This window comes from Pseudoxanthomonas koreensis, from assembly GCF_041890415.1.
GTDB lineage: Bacteria > Pseudomonadota > Gammaproteobacteria > Xanthomonadales > Xanthomonadaceae > Pseudoxanthomonas > Pseudoxanthomonas koreensis_A.
Genome location: NZ_CP169056.1, coordinates 800,774 through 815,498, shown reverse-complemented (window position 1 = coordinate 815,498; position 14,725 = coordinate 800,774). Strand labels below are relative to the sequence as shown.

The following is a 14,725-nucleotide window of genomic DNA, read 5'->3' as shown; positions in this document are numbered from 1 at the left end:
CAGCGCCAGGGCCGCGGCATCGGCGATACCATCCACTCCTGTACCCGCCCATCGGCCGACCATGCCCGCATCTTCCGATTCCCGATCCCCGACTCCCGATGCCTCCATCGCCTTCCTCGGCGGCGGCAACATGGCCCGCAGCCTGATCGGCGGCCTGGCCGCGCGCGGAGCCGACACCACGGCCATCCGCGTGGCCGAGCCGGTGGAGCCGCTGCGCCAAGCGCTGGCCACCGATTTCGGCGTGCAGGTCTTTGCCGAGGCCAGCAGCGCCGTGCAGGGCACCGCGCTGTGGGTGCTGGCGGTGAAGCCGCAGGTGATGCGCCAGCTGTGCCAATCCCTTGCGCCGCAGGCCCAGGCCACGCGCCCGCTGGTGGTCTCCATCGCCGCCGGGATCCCGGTGGCGCGGCTGCAGGCATGGCTGGGCGGCGGCCTGCCGGTGGTGCGTTGCATGCCCAATACCCCCGCCCTGCTCGGCGCCGGCGTCACCGGCCTGTTTGCAGACGCGCAGGTGGATGCGGCCCAGCGCGCGCGCGCCGATGCGGTCCTGGCCAGCGCCGGCCCGACCGTCTGGATCGAGCGCGAGGCGCTGATGGACGCGGTGACCGCGGTTTCCGGCAGCGGCCCGGCCTATGTGTTCCTGCTGGCCGAGGCATTGCAGGCAGCGGCCGAAGCAGAAGGCTTGCCCGCCGATGCGGCGCGCACCCTGGTGGTGCAGACCTTGCTCGGGGCCGGCCGCATGTTGGCCGAGGGCGACACACCGGCAGCGGAGTTGCGGCGCCGGGTGACCTCGCCCGGTGGCACCACCCAGGCCGCGCTGGAGGCATTCCACGACGGCGGCTTCGAAGCGCTGGTGGCCCGCGCGGTGCACGCGGCGCGGGTGCGCGGTGCGGAACTGGCGGCCGGATGATGGCCATGTCCCGCCTGCGCTCCACCTGCATGCTGCTGCTCGCGTTGGCCTTGCCGGCCGGCTGCGGCGGCCAGGCGCCGCAGCCGGCGCAGTTCATCGCGCCGGCCCCGGCCGTGGCCGAACTGGACGGGTCGCTGCGCGCGCACTACAACCTGCTGCCCACGCTGTCGCTGGGCGAGCCCACGGCGCGCCAGTACGGCATCGAGCGCAGCGCGGGCACCGCACTGCTGGTGGTGGCACTGCGCCGGGTGGACGCCGATGGTGTCGAGCACCCGGTCGATGGCAAGTTGCAGGCGCAGGCACGCGACCTCAGCGGACGCCGCCAGCCGATCGCCCTGCGCGCGGCCTCCACCGGCGACTATGTGGACCACATCGGCGTGCTGCCGGTGTCGCCGCGCGACGTGCTGCGCATCGACGTCCAGGTGGACGTCGACGGCCGCAGGCAGGCGTTCGACTTCGAGCGCCACCTCTGACCCGGGGCGCGCGGCGACGGCTGCGCGCCCTGCCCGCTCAGAAGCGGCCTTCCTGGAAATCGACGAAGGCCTGCATCAGTTCCTGCCGGTTGTTCATCACGAACGGCCCGTGGCGCGCCACCGGCTCGCGCAGTGGTGCGCCGGCGACCAGGATCAGGCGCGCGCCGGCATCTTCGGCCTGCATTGCCAGTGCCGCACCGCCTCCGAGCACGCCCATTTCGTGGGTCGCCAGCACGCGTGCATTGTCATCGACACCAATCCGCAGCGCGCCCTCGAACACATAGGCGAACGCGTTGTGGCCGTACGGCAGCACGTATTCCCAGGTCACTCCGGGCTGCAGGACGACATCCAGGTACAGCGGCGCGGTGGCCGGCTGCACGATCGGGCCGACCGTGTCGCCCACGCGCCCGGCGATCACCTTCACCTGCACGCCATCGGCGGGGTGCGCCAGGGGAATGTGGTCCGGTGCAAACTCCTGGTAGCGCGGGTCGGTCATCTTGTCGCGCGCCGGCAGGTTGACCCACAACTGGAAGCCGCGCATGCGCCCGGATTCCTGCTCGGGCATTTCCGAATGGACCAGCCCGCGCCCGGCGGTCATCCACTGCACGCTGCCCGGGGTGAGCAGGCCTTCGTTGCCGTGGTTGTCGCGGTGGCGCATGCGGCCGTCGAGCATGTAGGTCACGGTCTCGAAGCCGCGGTGCGGGTGGTCGGGGAAGCCGGCGATGTAGTCTTCGGGGCTGTCGGTGCCGAACTCGTCCAGCAGCAGGAACGGGTCCAGGTCGGGCAGTTCCGGCCCGCCGATCACCCGGGTCAGTTTGACCCCGGCGCCGTCGGATGCGGCGCGGCCGCGCACGGTGCGGATGATGCGGGCGGGCTCGTGGCGCGGGTCGGTGGCGTTCATGGGGATCTCCTGGATGGCTTCGCCCGAAGATGGTGCCGATGGCTGCGAGCATAACCACTCCGGAATTCACCGGACCGTTGCGCTGGCGGAACGGCGACGCGGCTCCGGGTGGGGCCGTCATGTCCCGGACCTGAGCGGGGAAGCGCTACTTCGGATGGGGCCGCCATGTCCCAGGGCCTGAGCGGGGAAGCGCGGCTCCGGATGGGCCGCCATGTCCAGGAGCGCGGCTCCGGATGGGGCCGCCATGTCCCGGGTATATGGCGCACCGCTCGGGCGCACATCCATGTGCGCACTCGCGGCCGTGGCACATCCATGTGCCACTTGCTCCATATACCCGGGACATGACGTCCGTCGCGGCGTGCAGATGGTGGCTTCTGATGGGCGAAAGGCACACCGGCGGACTGACAGAGGGAGGGTCGCGGCGCTGCGTCAGCCGAAGCGGGCGATACGCCTCAGCCACGGCGGTCGTTGATCCGTGCGCGCGTCTTCGATGGAAATCGCTGACCAGCCGGAGTCGCAAGCACCAGCAACATTCGCTGAGGACTCCCCGAGGCAGCCCATCGAGTGAAGCCATGCCTCCGACAGCGAAGACGCGGCGGGTCGGGTGTATCGCGGCAGCGGCCATGGATGGCCGCGGTAGCGAGTGCGCACATGGATGTGCGCCCGAGCGGCGGCGATATGCCCGGCCTGCCGCGGCTCCTTCCGGAGCCGGCCACTCCCGCACGTCGGCGGTTGCCGTGACTGGCGCCCCGCACATCTCGATTTGCGGGGCGATACCTGCGGTCGTCGATCCGACGCGGCTCATCCGGAGCCGGCTACTCCAGCACGTCGGCGGCTGTCGTGACTGACACCCCGCACATCTCGAAATCCGGGAAGATGCCTGCTGTCGCCGGCGAGCCCGTTCGTACAGGGGGCAAGGTGGCGTCAGGCGTTTTCCTGCAGCGCCAGTTGCATGTCGCGGCGGCGGCGCTGGTCCTTGCGGTACATCAGCCACCAGCCGACCACCGCCGCCAGCGACACGGCCATGATCAGCAGCGATGCCAGCGCATTGATCTTCGGGCTCACGCCACGCCGTACCGAGGCGAAGATCTTGATCGGCAGGGTGGTCGAATCCGGGCCGGCCACGAAGCTGGCGACCACCACGTCGTCCAGCGACAGGGTGAACGCCAGCAACCACCCGCTCATCAGCGCCGGCGCGATGATCGGCAGGGTGATCAGGAAGAACACCTTGACCCGGTTCGCGCCCAGGTCCATCGCCGCCTCCTCCAGCGACCGGTCCAGCTCCTGCAGGCGCGAGGACACCACCACCGTCACGAACGAGACGGTCAAGGTCACGTGCGCGATCCAGATCGCCACCATGCCCTTGGACGGAATGCCGAGCATCGACCCCACCGACACCAGCATCAGCAGGATCGACAGGCCGATGATCACCTCGGGCATCACCAGCGGCGCGGTGACCAGCGCGCCGAACACGGTCTTGCCCGGGAAACGCCGGAAGCGGGTCATCACCATCGCCGCCAGGGTGCCGACCACCGTGGCCGCCGTCGCCGTCCAGAACGCGATGCGCAGGCTCACCCACGCGGCCTCCAGCATCTGCCGGTCGCGCAGCAGCTCGCCGTACCACTTGGTGGAGAACCCGGCCCAGACCGTGGCCAGGCGCGATGAGTTGAACGAGTACACCACCAGCAGCACGATCGGCAGGTACAGGAAGGCGAAGCCCAGCCCCAGCACCGTCCAGCGCAGCATGCGTTGGCCAAGGCCCGGGTTCATGCCAGCCGGCCCTCCATCTGCCGCTGCTGGTGGCGGTTGAATACCAGGATCGGCACCAGCAGCAGCAACAGCATCACGATCGCCACCGCCGAGGCCGCCGGCCAGTCGCGGTTGCTGAAGAACTCGCCCCACAGCACCCGGCCGATCATCAGCGTGTCCGGGCCGCCCAGCATCTCCGGGATCACGAACTCGCCCACCGCCGGGATCATCACCAGCATGCAGCCAGCAATGATCCCCGAGCGCGACAGCGGCAGGGTGATGCGCACGAACGCCTTCCACGGCCGCGCGCCGAGGTCGTAGGCCGCTTCCAGCAGGCGCTGGTCCAGCTTCACCAGGTTGGCGTACAGCGGCAGGATCATGAACGGCAGGTAGCAGTAGACGATGCCGATGTAGGTGGCGGTGGGCGTGTAGAGGATGCGCAGCGGCGCATCGACCAGGCCGGTCCACAGCAGGAAGCGGTTGAGGATGCCGTTGGCATCGAGGATCCCGATCCAGGCATAGACCCGGATCAGGAACGAGGTCCACGACGGCAGCACCACCGCCATCAGCGCGATGTTGCGCGCGGCCGGCCGCATCCGGGCGATGGCGTAGGCCATCGGGTAGCCGATCAGCAGGCACAGGACGGTGGACACCGCCGCGATCTGGATCGAGGTCAGGTAGGCCAGCACGTACTGCGGATCGGCAAACAGCGCCGCGTAGTTGCCCAGGTTCAGGCGCAGGGTCAGGGCGCTGTCCAGGTACTCGACCACCGGGGTGTAGGGCGGCATCGCGATGGCCATCCGCGAGAACGAGATCTTCAGCACGATCAGGAACGGCACCGCGAAGAACAGCAGCAGCCACAGGAACGGCACTGCGATCACCAGCAGGCGCACCGATGGCCGCCAACGCGATGGCCGCAGCATGCTCACCCGGTCAGCACCACGCCGTCGTTGTCGTCCCAGGACACCCAGACCTCGTCGTTCCAGGTAATGCCGTCGCTGTCCCAGCGCTTCATGTTGGCGAAGTTGGCCAGCACCTTGGCGCCGCTGGGCAGGCGCACGTGGTACACCGAATGGCTGCCGAAGTAGGCGATGTCCTCCACCGTGCCGCGGGCCTTGTTGTTCTCGCCGTCCGGCTCCTGCTTGCCGATGTACACCTTCTCCGGACGCAGCGCGAAGGCCACCGGCTGGCCCTCGTAGCCGGTGATGCCGTGGCCCACGTAGATCGGTGCGGGGAAATCGCCGGTACGCACGGTGACGTACTCCGGCTGGTCCTCGTCGATGATGCCCTCGATCAGGTTCACCGAGCCGATGAAGCCGGCCACGAAGCGGTTGGCCGGCTGCTCGTAGATGTCGTCCGGCTTGCCGACCTGCTGGATCCAGCCCTGGTCCATCACCGCGATCCGGGTGGCCATGGTCATGGCCTCCTCCTGGTCGTGGGTGACCATCACGCAGGTCACCCCGGACTGCTCGATGATGTTGACCAGCTCCAGTTGCATGCGCGAGCGCAGCTTCTTGTCCAGCGCGCCCATCGGCTCGTCCAGCAGCAGCAGCTTGGGCCCCTTGGCCAGCGAGCGGGCCAGGGCCACGCGCTGCTGCTGGCCACCGGACAACTGGTGCGGCTTGCGCCCGGCCAGCTTGGCCAGTTGCACCAGCGAGAGCATCTCGCCCACGCGCGCGGCGAGGGCGTCGCCGGACAGGCCGTCCTGCTTCAGGCCGAAGGCGATGTTCTGCTCCACGGTCATGTGCGGGAACAGCGCGTAGGACTGGAACATCATGTTGACCGGGCGCTCGTAGGGCGGCAGCGGGTCCAGCACCTGGCCGTCGAGCACGATGCGGCCACGGGTGGGCCGCTCGAACCCGCCCAGGCAGCGCAGCAGGGTGGACTTGCCACTGCCCGAGCCGCCGAGCAGGGCGAAGATCTCGCCCTTGCGGATATCCAGGCTGACATCATCGACGGCGACGAAGCCGTCGAACTCCTTGCGCACGCCCTCGATGCGCAGGTAGCGCTCCGGGTCGACCGCTGCCGGCGCTGCGGCATGCGTGCCGGCATGGGTGCCGTCTGTCGGCGCTGCGGCCATGGCGGTCAGCGACCGGTCTTGATCTCGGTCCACAGCCGCGTGTACAGCTTGTCCGTCTCCGGGCTGTTGGTCGCGTAGGTGAACATCTTTGCGGCCACCTCGTCGGAAGGATAGATCGTGGGGTCGTTGCGGATCGCCTCGTCCACCAGCGGGGTGGCCGCCGCCACCGGGTTGGCGTACTGGATGTAATCGGTGTTGGCCGCCGCCACCGCGGGATCGAGCAGGTAGTTGATGAAGGCGTGGGCGTTGTCCGGGTGGCGTGCGTCGGCCGGAATGGCCAGCATGTCGAACCACTGCGGCGCGCCTTCCACCGGGATCGAATAGGCCACGTTCACGCCGTTGTCGGCCTCCTGCGCACGGTCGCGGGCCTGGATGATGTCGCCCGACCAGCCCACCACCAGGCAGGTGCTGCCGTTGGCCAGCGAGCTGACATACTGGCTGGAGTGGAAGTTCTGCACGTAGGGGCGGATCGACTTGAGCAGGTCGGCGGCCTTGCGGATCGTGTCCGGGTCGCTGCTGTGCGGGTCCTCGCCCAGGTAATGCAGGGCGATGGGAAGCATGTCCGAGGGCGTGTCGAGCAGGGTCACGCCGCAGTCCTTCAGCCTGGCGATGTTCTCCGGCTTGAAGACGAGATCCCAGCTGGAGGCGATGTCGTCGCTGCCGAAGGCCGCGACCACCTTGTCGACGTTGTAGCCGATGCCGGTGGTGCCCATCATGTACGGCACGCCGTATGCGTTGCCCGGATCCTGCCCGGCGATGCGCTGCATGACCTTGGGGTCCAGGTTGGCCAGGTTGGGGATGCGCGACGGGTCCAGCTTCATGAACACCCCCGCCTGGATCTGGCGGCCGAAGAAGTTCAGGGTCGGCACCACCACGTCATAGCCGCTGGACCCGGCCAGCAGCTTGGTTTCCAGGATCTCGTCGCTGTCGTAGACATCGTAGGTGACGCGGATGCCGGTGCGCTGCTCGAACCCGGGGATGGTGTCCTCGGCGATGTAGTCCGAGTAGTTGTAGACGTTGAGCACCTTCTCCTCGGCGCCGTCGGCGGTGGCCGAACCGCTGCCATCGCCGCCACAGGCGGCCAGCAGCACGGCGGCGATGCACGGGGTCCACAGGCGCAGCTTCATAGGGGGTTTCCTTCGGGGCTCGGATTCGGGCGCAGGTTAACGTCCGCGGACGGGTTTGCCCACCGCCTGCGCCAACCCCGGCGCAGCCGTGGTCCGCAGCCTGGCCGAGGGCGCATGGACGCGGCGTGCAGGCGCGGCCGCGCGCTATACGTTGAGCAGCAGGAATTCACGCTCCCACGAGCTGATCACGCGGAAGAATGTCTCGTACTCCTTGCGCTTGACCGCCACGTAGGCGCGCACGAAGCGCGGCCCCAGCAGGCGCGCCAGCGGCTCGCAGCCCTCCAGTTGGTCCAGTGCCTCGCCCAGCGAACGGGCCAGGGTGAAACCGTGCTCCTGGGCGCTGCCGGACAGCGGCGCGGTCGGCTCGATCTGCCCGCGCAGGCCAAGCAGGCCGCAGGCCAGGGTCGCGGCCAGGGCCAGGTAGGGGTTGGCGTCGGAACCGGCAAAGCGGCTCTCCACGCGCATGTTCTCCGGGCTGTCCATCGGCACCCGCAGGCCGCAGGTGCGGTTGTCGTAGCCCCACTCCACGTTGATCGGCGAGACCTCGCCGAACATCAGCCGCCGGTACGAGTTGACGTTGGGCGCGAAGAACGCCATCGCCATCGGCACGTAGGCCTGCAGCCCGCCCAGGTAGTGGCCGAACGCCGGGCTGTGGCGGGCGCCGCCGTGCCCGGTGAACACGTTGCGGCCCTTGCCGTCGACCACGCTCTGGTGGATGTGCATGGCGCTGCCCGGTTCGGTCTCCATCGGCTTGGCCAGGAACGTGGCGTACACCCCATGGCGCAGCGCCGCCTCGCGCATGGTGCGCTTGAACAGGAACACCTGGTCGGCCAGCGACAGCGCCCCGGCGTGGGTGAAGTTGACCTCCAGCTGCGCGGCGCCGGACTCGTGGATCAGGGTATCCACGTCCAGCCGCATCGCATCGCAGTAGTCGTACATCAGGTCCAGGATCGGGTCGAACTCGTTGACCGCGTCGATCGAATACGCCTGCCGCGCCGTTTCCGGCCGCCCGTTGCGGCCGGCCGGCGGCAGCAGCGGGAAGTCCGGGTCGGTGTTCTTCTGCACCAGGAAGAACTCAAGCTCCGGTGCCACCACCGGCTGCAGCCCCTCGCTGGCGTATTCGTCCAGCACCCGGCGCAGCACGTTGCGTGGCGCCAGCTCGTGCGGCTGGCCGTCCTTGGTGACGCAGTCATGGATGATCTGCGCGGTCGGATCGGTGGCCCATGGCACCATCCGCACCGTGTCCGGGTCCGGGCGCAGCAGCATGTCCGAATCCGAGGGCGAGACCAGCTCGTCGTAATCGTCGGGATATTCGCCGGTGACGGTGGTGGCGAAGATGCCCTCGGGCAGGCGGGTGCCGTAGTCGTGGCTGAACTTGTCGGCAGGGATGATCTTGCCGCGCGCGTTGCCGGTGATGTCCGGCACCAGGCACTCGACCTCGGTGATGCGGCGCTCCTTGAGCCAGCGCCGCAGCGAGCTTTCCTGCTGCTCGGGGCTGGGCTTGCGACGTGTGGATCGTGTACTCATGCGTCCTCCACCACTGGGCCGGCAACCGCGCCTCGCGCCGCCATGCGCCGCCGCGTCCACCAGCCGCATGGGCCCGGCACCGGAACTCCCGATACCACCGCCCGGGGACGGCGGCCGGGGCCGCACGCCGGACGCGACCCGGCAGCTCCGCAACTTACCGCGGAGGCGTGGCATTTACAAAGGACTGCGGCCGCGTCCGGGGCGCCGCGCGCGTGCCTGCTAAGCTGGCCGCGCCTGCACCCCGACGCCCCGATGAACCGTCATTCCGCACCGTCCACCGCGCCGGCCGGGACGCGCCCCCCCTCCCCGTCCAGCTGGTATGCGGACAGCACCACGCCGCTGCCGTTGCAACCGGCGCTGTGCGGCCGCATCGACGCCGACGTATGCATCCTCGGCGCCGGCTACACCGGGCTGAGCGCGGCCCTGGACCTGGCGCAGGCCGGCTACCGCGTGGTCGTGCTGGAAGCGCAGCGGGTCGGCTGGGGCGCGTCGGGCCGCAACGGCGGCCAGGCCCTGCCCGGATACGGCTGCGAGCCATCCACCCTGGAGAACCTGCTCGGCCAGGATGCGGCGCGGGTGTTGTTCGACCTGTCGCGCGAGGGCGTCGAGCTGCTGCGCACGCGCATCGCCCGCCATGGCATCGCCTGCGACTGGCACGACGGACACGCCCACGTGGCGGTGCGCCCGCGCCAGGTTCGCGAGTTGCGCGCCGGCGCGGCGTGGATGGCGGAGAAGTACGGCTACCCGCTGCAGTGGTGGGACCGGCAACAGCTGCGCGCGGTGCTGGACAGCGACCGCTACCTGGGCGCGGTGTACGACCCGGCCGCCGGCCACCTGCACCCGCTGGCATACGCCTTCGGCCTGGCACGCGCGGCACTGGCCGCCGGCGTGCGCATTCACGAGCACTCGCCGGTGCAGGCGCTGGTACGCGGCACTCGCCCGCGCATGCGCACCGCCGATGGCGAAGTGGTGGCCGATTTTGCGGTGATCGCCGGCAACGCACACCTGCGCGGCATTGCCCCGGAACTCGAGTCGCGGATCATGCCGGTGGGCACCTACGTGGCGGCTACCGCCCCACTTGGCCAGGCGCGCGCGCAGGCGCTGATCGGCAACGACATGGCCGTGGCCGACGTGAACTGGGCGCTGGACTACTTCCGCCTCAGCCGCGACCAGCGCCTGCTGTTCGGCGGGCGGGCCAGCTATTCCAGGCTGCCGCCACGCAACCTGCACGCGGTGATGCGCCGGCGCATCCGCATGGTGTTCCCGCAACTGGCCGACGTTCCGATCCAGTACCTGTGGGGTGGCGAGGTGGACATCTCGCTCAACCGCGCCCCGCACTGGGGCCGGCTCACGCCGAACGTGTATTTCGCCCAGGGTTTTTCCGGGCATGGCGTTGCCAGCACCGGCCTGGCCGGGCGCCTGATCGCCGAGGCCATCGGTGGGCAGGCGCAGCGCCTGGACCTGTTCGCCCGCATTCCACACGCACCCTTCCCTGGCGGCCGGGTGCTGCGCACGCCGCTGCTGGTGCTGGCGATGGCCTGGTACAAGCTGCGCGATGCGCTGTGGTGAATCGGCTTGGTTGCGCGCCGGCGGCCGCACCGGCAGGGCAGGCGTTCTAAAGTCCGCATTGCGCCGGCCGCTATCCACCGGAGAGACCGTCGACGCCCGGGCATGCAAGCGCTACCGCTGAAATCACATCCCACTCCCCTGCCGCAACGTGTGCTGCTGGTGGAGAACTCCCGCGCCTTCATGCTTGCGGTGGCGCAAGCCATCGAGCAGCAGCTGGAGCTGCCGGTGACCGTGGCCTCGACCCTGGCCGAGGCGCGCGAGGCGCTGGAGGCGCACGACGACTGGTTCATGGTGCTCACCGGCCTGGTGCTGGCCGACGGCGACCGCGACATGGTGGTCGATTGCTTCCTCGAGCGCGGCCTGCCCACCGTGGTGGTGAGCGGGGTGTACGACGAGGACCTGCGCGAGCGCATGCTGCGCCGGCAGATCATCGACTTCGTGCTCAAGAGCACCCCCGGCAACCTGGACTACATCGTGTGGCTGGTGCAGCGGCTGGAGCGCAACCGCCGCATCTCGGCCCTGGTGGTGGACGACTCGCCGTCGGCACGGGCGCACGCGGCCGGGCTGCTGGAAATGTTCGGCTACAAGGTGACCGAGGCGCCCGATGGCCCCAGCGCGCTGCGGTCGCTGGAAGCGGACCCCACCATCCGCCTGGCCGTGGTCGACCAGGAAATGCCCGGCATGCAGGGCATCGAACTGACCCGGCGCATGCGCGCCTTGCGCGCGCGCGACCGGGTGGCGGTGATCGGCGTGTCCGGCCGCGACGATCCGGGCCTGGTGGCCTGCTTCCTCAAGAACGGCGCCAACGACTTCCTGCGCAAGCCCTATACCCGCGAGGAGTTCTTTTGCCGGGTCTCGCAAAACGTGGACCAGCTGGAGCTGATCGGCAGCCTGCAGGACCTGGCCACCCGCGACTTCCTCACCGGCCTGCCCAACCGCCGCCACTTCCTGGAACAGGCTGAGGCCCTGGTGCCGCAGATGCAGGAGGCGCGCACGCCGGTGGCCGCGGCGATGGTGGACATCGACCACTTCAAGCACATCAACGACAGCTGGGGCCATGATGCCGGCGACCATGCGCTGCGCGCGGCGGCCCACGCCGTCTCGGACCACGCACGCCCGCAGGACCTGGTGGCGCGCTTCGGCGGCGAGGAGTTCTGCCTGCTGGTGCACGGGCTGGAAGGCGACGCGCTGGCGGCGTACTTCGAGCGCCTGCGCCAGCGCATCGAGGACCTGCGGGTGCCGATGCGCGGCGAGGAACTGCAGATGACGGTGAGCATCGGCGTATGCAGCGCCATGCCCGGCGACGACCTGCACCAGTTGATCACCGAGGCCGACCGCCGCCTCTACCTGGCCAAGGCCGGCGGCCGCAACCGGGTGGTCGTGACCAGCTGAGCGGTCAGTCCGCCGGCTTGCGCGGCACCGCCAGCAAGGCCAGCAAGGTCAGCGCCGCCATCCCGGCCAGGTACCAGCCCACCGATCCGATGCCGTGGCGGTCGGCCAGCAGCGTGGCCACGTACGGCGCCGGCGAGGCCCCCAGGATGCCGGCCAGGTTGAAGGCCAGCGAGGCGCCGGTGTAGCGCACCGGAGTCGGGAACATCTCGGCCAGGATGGTGCCGCACGGGCCGTAGGTCAGCCCCATCAGGCCCAGCCCGACGCACAGGAACAGCAGCACCTGCCAGGCACTTCCGGCGGCAAACAGCGGCTCGAACAGCAGGCCGAAGACGATGATGCCCACGGTCGCAAGGATCATCGCCCGACGCCGGCCAACGCGGTCGGCATACACCGCCGACAACGGGATGGTGGCGGCAAAGCACAGCACGCCCACCATCTGCAGCAGCAGGAACTGCTCGCGCCCGTAGCCCAGCGCCGAGGTGCCCCAGCTGAGCGCGAACACCGTCATCAGGTAGAACAGCACGAACGTGGCCATCAGCGACAGGGTGCCCACCAGCAGCGTGCCGCCATGCCGCAACAGCACCGCGGCCATCGGCAGGCGCTCGCGCTCGTTGCGTTCCAGGGTCTTGCGGAACGCCGGGGTCTCCGGGATCCGCAGCCGCACCCACAGCCCCATCAGCACCAGCACCGCACTGGCCACGAACGGGATGCGCCAGCCCCAGGCCATGAACTGGGCATCGCTCAGGTAATGGGCCAGCAGCAGGAACACGCCGGTCGAACACAGGAAACCCAGCGGAGCGCCCAATTGCGGAAACATGCCGTACCAGGCGCGCTTGCCCGCAGGCGCGTTCTCGGTGGCCAGCAGCACCGCACCGCCCCACTCCCCGCCCAGGCCCAGGCCCTGGCCGAAACGGCACAGTGCCAGCAGCGCCGGCGCGGCCACGCCGATCTGCGCATGGGTGGGCAGCAGGCCGATCAGCACGGTGGACAGGCCCATGGTCAGCAGCGCCGCCACCAGGGTGGCCTTGCGCCCGACCCGGTCACCGAAGTGGCCGAACAGGGCCGAGCCCAGCGGCCGCGCGAAGAATGCCAGGGCGAAGGTGGCCAGCGACTGCAGGGTGGCCGCCGCCGGCTCGGCGGACGGGAAGAACAGCGCGGGGAACACCAGCACCGCCGCGGTGGCGTAGATGTAGAAATCGAAGAACTCGATCGTGGTGCCGATGAGGCTGGCGAACAGGATGCGGCGGGACGAAGCAGGTGCGCTCATCGGCAAGTCGCTGGCAGCGGCGTGAAGGACGCGATTCTGGCAGATTCAACGGTGCGGCGGCCGCGGCCATGGCGGCGCATCGCGCAGGCGCGCGTGGACGCGCAGCGGCCCGCTACGGCCGGCCGCGCGCGCGCAGCACGGCCGGCAGCGGGCCTGCGGATCAGTGCTTGAACGGCGACATCTCGGGCTGCCCGCTGCCTTCCCACCGCCCCGACCTCCCTGCCGCCGGGCACGTGCGCAGGTATTCCTGGAACGACTGGGTGTCGTCGGCCGACCACTCCTTGCCGTACGGATTCACCGGCAAGCAATAGGGCATGACCATGAAGGCGCCGGTATAGGGCGGCATCGGGATCCAGCACGGGGTCGGGTTCACCTCGCGATCCTGACCCTGGGTGCAGAACACGAACGGGTCGTTCGAGCGGTACGAAAGCCGGCTGTAGAAGCCGCCTTCCGCGCCGAGCCCGAAGCTGGCCGCGGATATTGCCGCCACCAGCGCGCCGGCCACGAGCCGGCGCATGCGCGGCGCCCGCTGGCGGACCGGTGCCGCAGGCGCGGCGGAGACAGGCTGGTTGCCGGGATCGGTCATTTTGCTCATGTCATCCTCGTCCTCTGAGTGAAAGCTTCAGGCGGGACCTGGCCGCCACCGCCCGGCGCACCCGGTGCGCCTGGTGCACCAGGCGCACCCTGCCCGGCCTGTGCCGGCGGATAGTACCCGGCGCCGGGCTGGCCCGGGTTGACCGGCTGCATGGGCTGCTGGTTGAAGGCACTGAACGCCATGAAGTGGCCGAGCGTGCCCTGGAAGAACATCGACGCCATCGGCGGCACGGTGATCAGGAACATCGTCATCAGCAGGCCCAGCCCGCCCTGCTGCATCGCCATGCTGTTGACGCCGGTGGGCGTGGCGTCCATCGAGGTGGCCACCAGGTACTGGGTGGCGAACGAGATCGCCACCGCGCCCAGCAGCTTGGAGATCATCGACACGGTGAAGCTGAGCACGCCCAGCGAGAACATGGTGCCGATCCCGTACCAGAGCCATTTCTGGAACATCGACTTGGTCTGCTCGAACCCCAGGCACAGGATGAAGAACGGCCCCAGCCCCACGAACAAGGCAAGCCCCATCTTGTACATCAGCAGGATCGCGCCGCCGACCAGGGACGGACCGGCCACGCCGACGCCGGTGAACCACAGCGCGCGCGTCTTGGCCGATTGCAGGGTTTCGTCCCAGTTGGTGAACAGTGCATCGATGGCCATCATCGACAGCTCCATGGTCTGGAGGTTGTCGTCGATGGAATCCTCCGGGCCGGCGTCCTCGCCGGTGACCACGGTGTTGACCAGCCGCGGCATGTCATCGGTCAGCAGGCTGTGGATGTTGCTGCTGCCGAAGGCGAAGGTGGTGGCCACGGTGATGATCAGCACCCATTTGAGCGAGTTGACCACCAGGCCCATCATGTACTCGCGCGACTGCCCGGTCACGATCCTGTAGCCCTGCAGCAGGATCCACAGGGTCAGCAGGGTGAAGGCCATGCCCCCGACCCAACCGGCCATCTCGCCGAGCAGGTTGTCGCGGAAGACGTTGATTTCCTCGTTCACCCAGTCGAACACCAGCCGGAAGAACGCCCAGCGCTCCACGGCCCCGAGCGCCACGGACGGGCCACGCAGCAGCGTGCCCAGGACGTGGTCGAGGTAGGGGAAGAGGTTGGCCATGGATGTCACCCGTATGCGTTGGAAGGGCC

The 14,725-nt window shown here is 69.4% G+C and carries 13 protein-coding genes; 4 read left to right on the top strand and 9 right to left on the bottom strand.

Annotated elements, in window-relative coordinates; translation table 11 throughout:
- Positions 1-61 precede the first annotated feature (61 nt).
- Entirely contained in the window at positions 62-907 is an 846-nt protein-coding gene (proC, locus tag ACEJ41_RS03805; protein ID WP_374013467.1) for a pyrroline-5-carboxylate reductase, read from the top strand.
- Positions 908-912: 5 nt separating this feature from the next.
- Positions 913-1,380: a DUF4426 domain-containing protein gene (locus ACEJ41_RS03800; protein WP_374013466.1), complete on the top strand. Its 468-nt coding sequence runs from the start codon at positions 913-915 to the stop codon at positions 1,378-1,380.
- 37 nt (positions 1,381-1,417) lie between these two features.
- Here ACEJ41_RS03800 and ACEJ41_RS03795 read toward each other — a convergent pair whose 3' ends face one another.
- From ACEJ41_RS03795 to ACEJ41_RS03770, 6 genes are all read right to left on the bottom strand, one after another.
- Positions 1,418-2,281, bottom strand: a complete 864-nt coding sequence (locus ACEJ41_RS03795; RefSeq protein WP_374013465.1) for a pirin family protein — start codon at positions 2,279-2,281, stop codon at positions 1,418-1,420.
- Positions 2,282-3,205: 924 nt separating this feature from the next.
- Positions 3,206-4,051 carry an ABC transporter permease subunit gene (locus ACEJ41_RS03790; protein WP_374013464.1) on the bottom strand — a complete coding sequence of 282 codons (846 nt, stop codon included), beginning with the start codon at positions 4,049-4,051 and terminating at the stop codon, positions 3,206-3,208.
- On the bottom strand, positions 4,048-4,953 hold the full coding sequence (locus ACEJ41_RS03785; protein ID WP_374014056.1) for an ABC transporter permease subunit: 906 nt from the start codon (positions 4,951-4,953) through the stop codon (positions 4,048-4,050). Before ACEJ41_RS03785 ends, ACEJ41_RS03790 begins: the two co-directional genes overlap by 4 nt.
- 2 nt (positions 4,954-4,955) lie before the next feature.
- Positions 4,956-6,110 (bottom strand): ABC transporter ATP-binding protein, encoded by a 1,155-nt coding sequence (locus ACEJ41_RS03780; protein WP_374013463.1) that lies wholly within the window; start codon positions 6,108-6,110, stop codon positions 4,956-4,958.
- 5 nt (positions 6,111-6,115) lie between these two features.
- Positions 6,116-7,237 carry a polyamine ABC transporter substrate-binding protein gene (locus tag ACEJ41_RS03775; protein ID WP_374013462.1) on the bottom strand — a complete coding sequence of 374 codons (1,122 nt, stop codon included), beginning with the start codon at positions 7,235-7,237 and terminating at the stop codon, positions 6,116-6,118.
- A 144-nt stretch (positions 7,238-7,381) separates the two neighbouring features.
- Complete coding sequence (locus tag ACEJ41_RS03770; RefSeq protein ID WP_374013461.1) at positions 7,382-8,764, bottom strand: glutamine synthetase family protein; 1,383 nt, start codon at positions 8,762-8,764, stop codon at positions 7,382-7,384.
- A gap of 252 nt (positions 8,765-9,016) precedes the next feature.
- On the opposite strand from ACEJ41_RS03770, the gene ACEJ41_RS03765 reads away from it, so the two are divergent.
- Entirely contained in the window at positions 9,017-10,333 is a 1,317-nt protein-coding gene (locus tag ACEJ41_RS03765; RefSeq protein WP_374013460.1) for an NAD(P)/FAD-dependent oxidoreductase, read from the top strand.
- A 102-nt stretch (positions 10,334-10,435) separates the two neighbouring features.
- The gene (locus ACEJ41_RS03760; protein WP_374013459.1) at positions 10,436-11,725 is read left to right on the top strand and encodes a diguanylate cyclase; all 1,290 of its coding nucleotides are present in this window, start codon (positions 10,436-10,438) and stop codon (positions 11,723-11,725) included.
- A gap of 4 nt (positions 11,726-11,729) precedes the next feature.
- On the opposite strand, the gene ACEJ41_RS03755 is transcribed toward ACEJ41_RS03760, so the two are convergent.
- From ACEJ41_RS03755 to ACEJ41_RS03745, 3 genes are all read right to left on the bottom strand, one after another.
- Positions 11,730-12,992, bottom strand: coding sequence for an MFS transporter (locus ACEJ41_RS03755; RefSeq protein WP_374013458.1), 1,263 nt, complete (start codon positions 12,990-12,992; stop codon positions 11,730-11,732).
- Between the two features lie 160 nt (positions 12,993-13,152).
- Entirely contained in the window at positions 13,153-13,587 is a 435-nt protein-coding gene (locus tag ACEJ41_RS03750) for a hypothetical protein (protein ID WP_374013457.1), read from the bottom strand.
- Positions 13,584-14,696, bottom strand: a complete 1,113-nt coding sequence (locus tag ACEJ41_RS03745) for a type IV secretion system protein (RefSeq protein ID WP_374013456.1) — start codon at positions 14,694-14,696, stop codon at positions 13,584-13,586. Before ACEJ41_RS03745 ends, ACEJ41_RS03750 begins: the two co-directional genes overlap by 4 nt.
- Between the last annotated feature and the right edge of the window lie 29 nt (positions 14,697-14,725).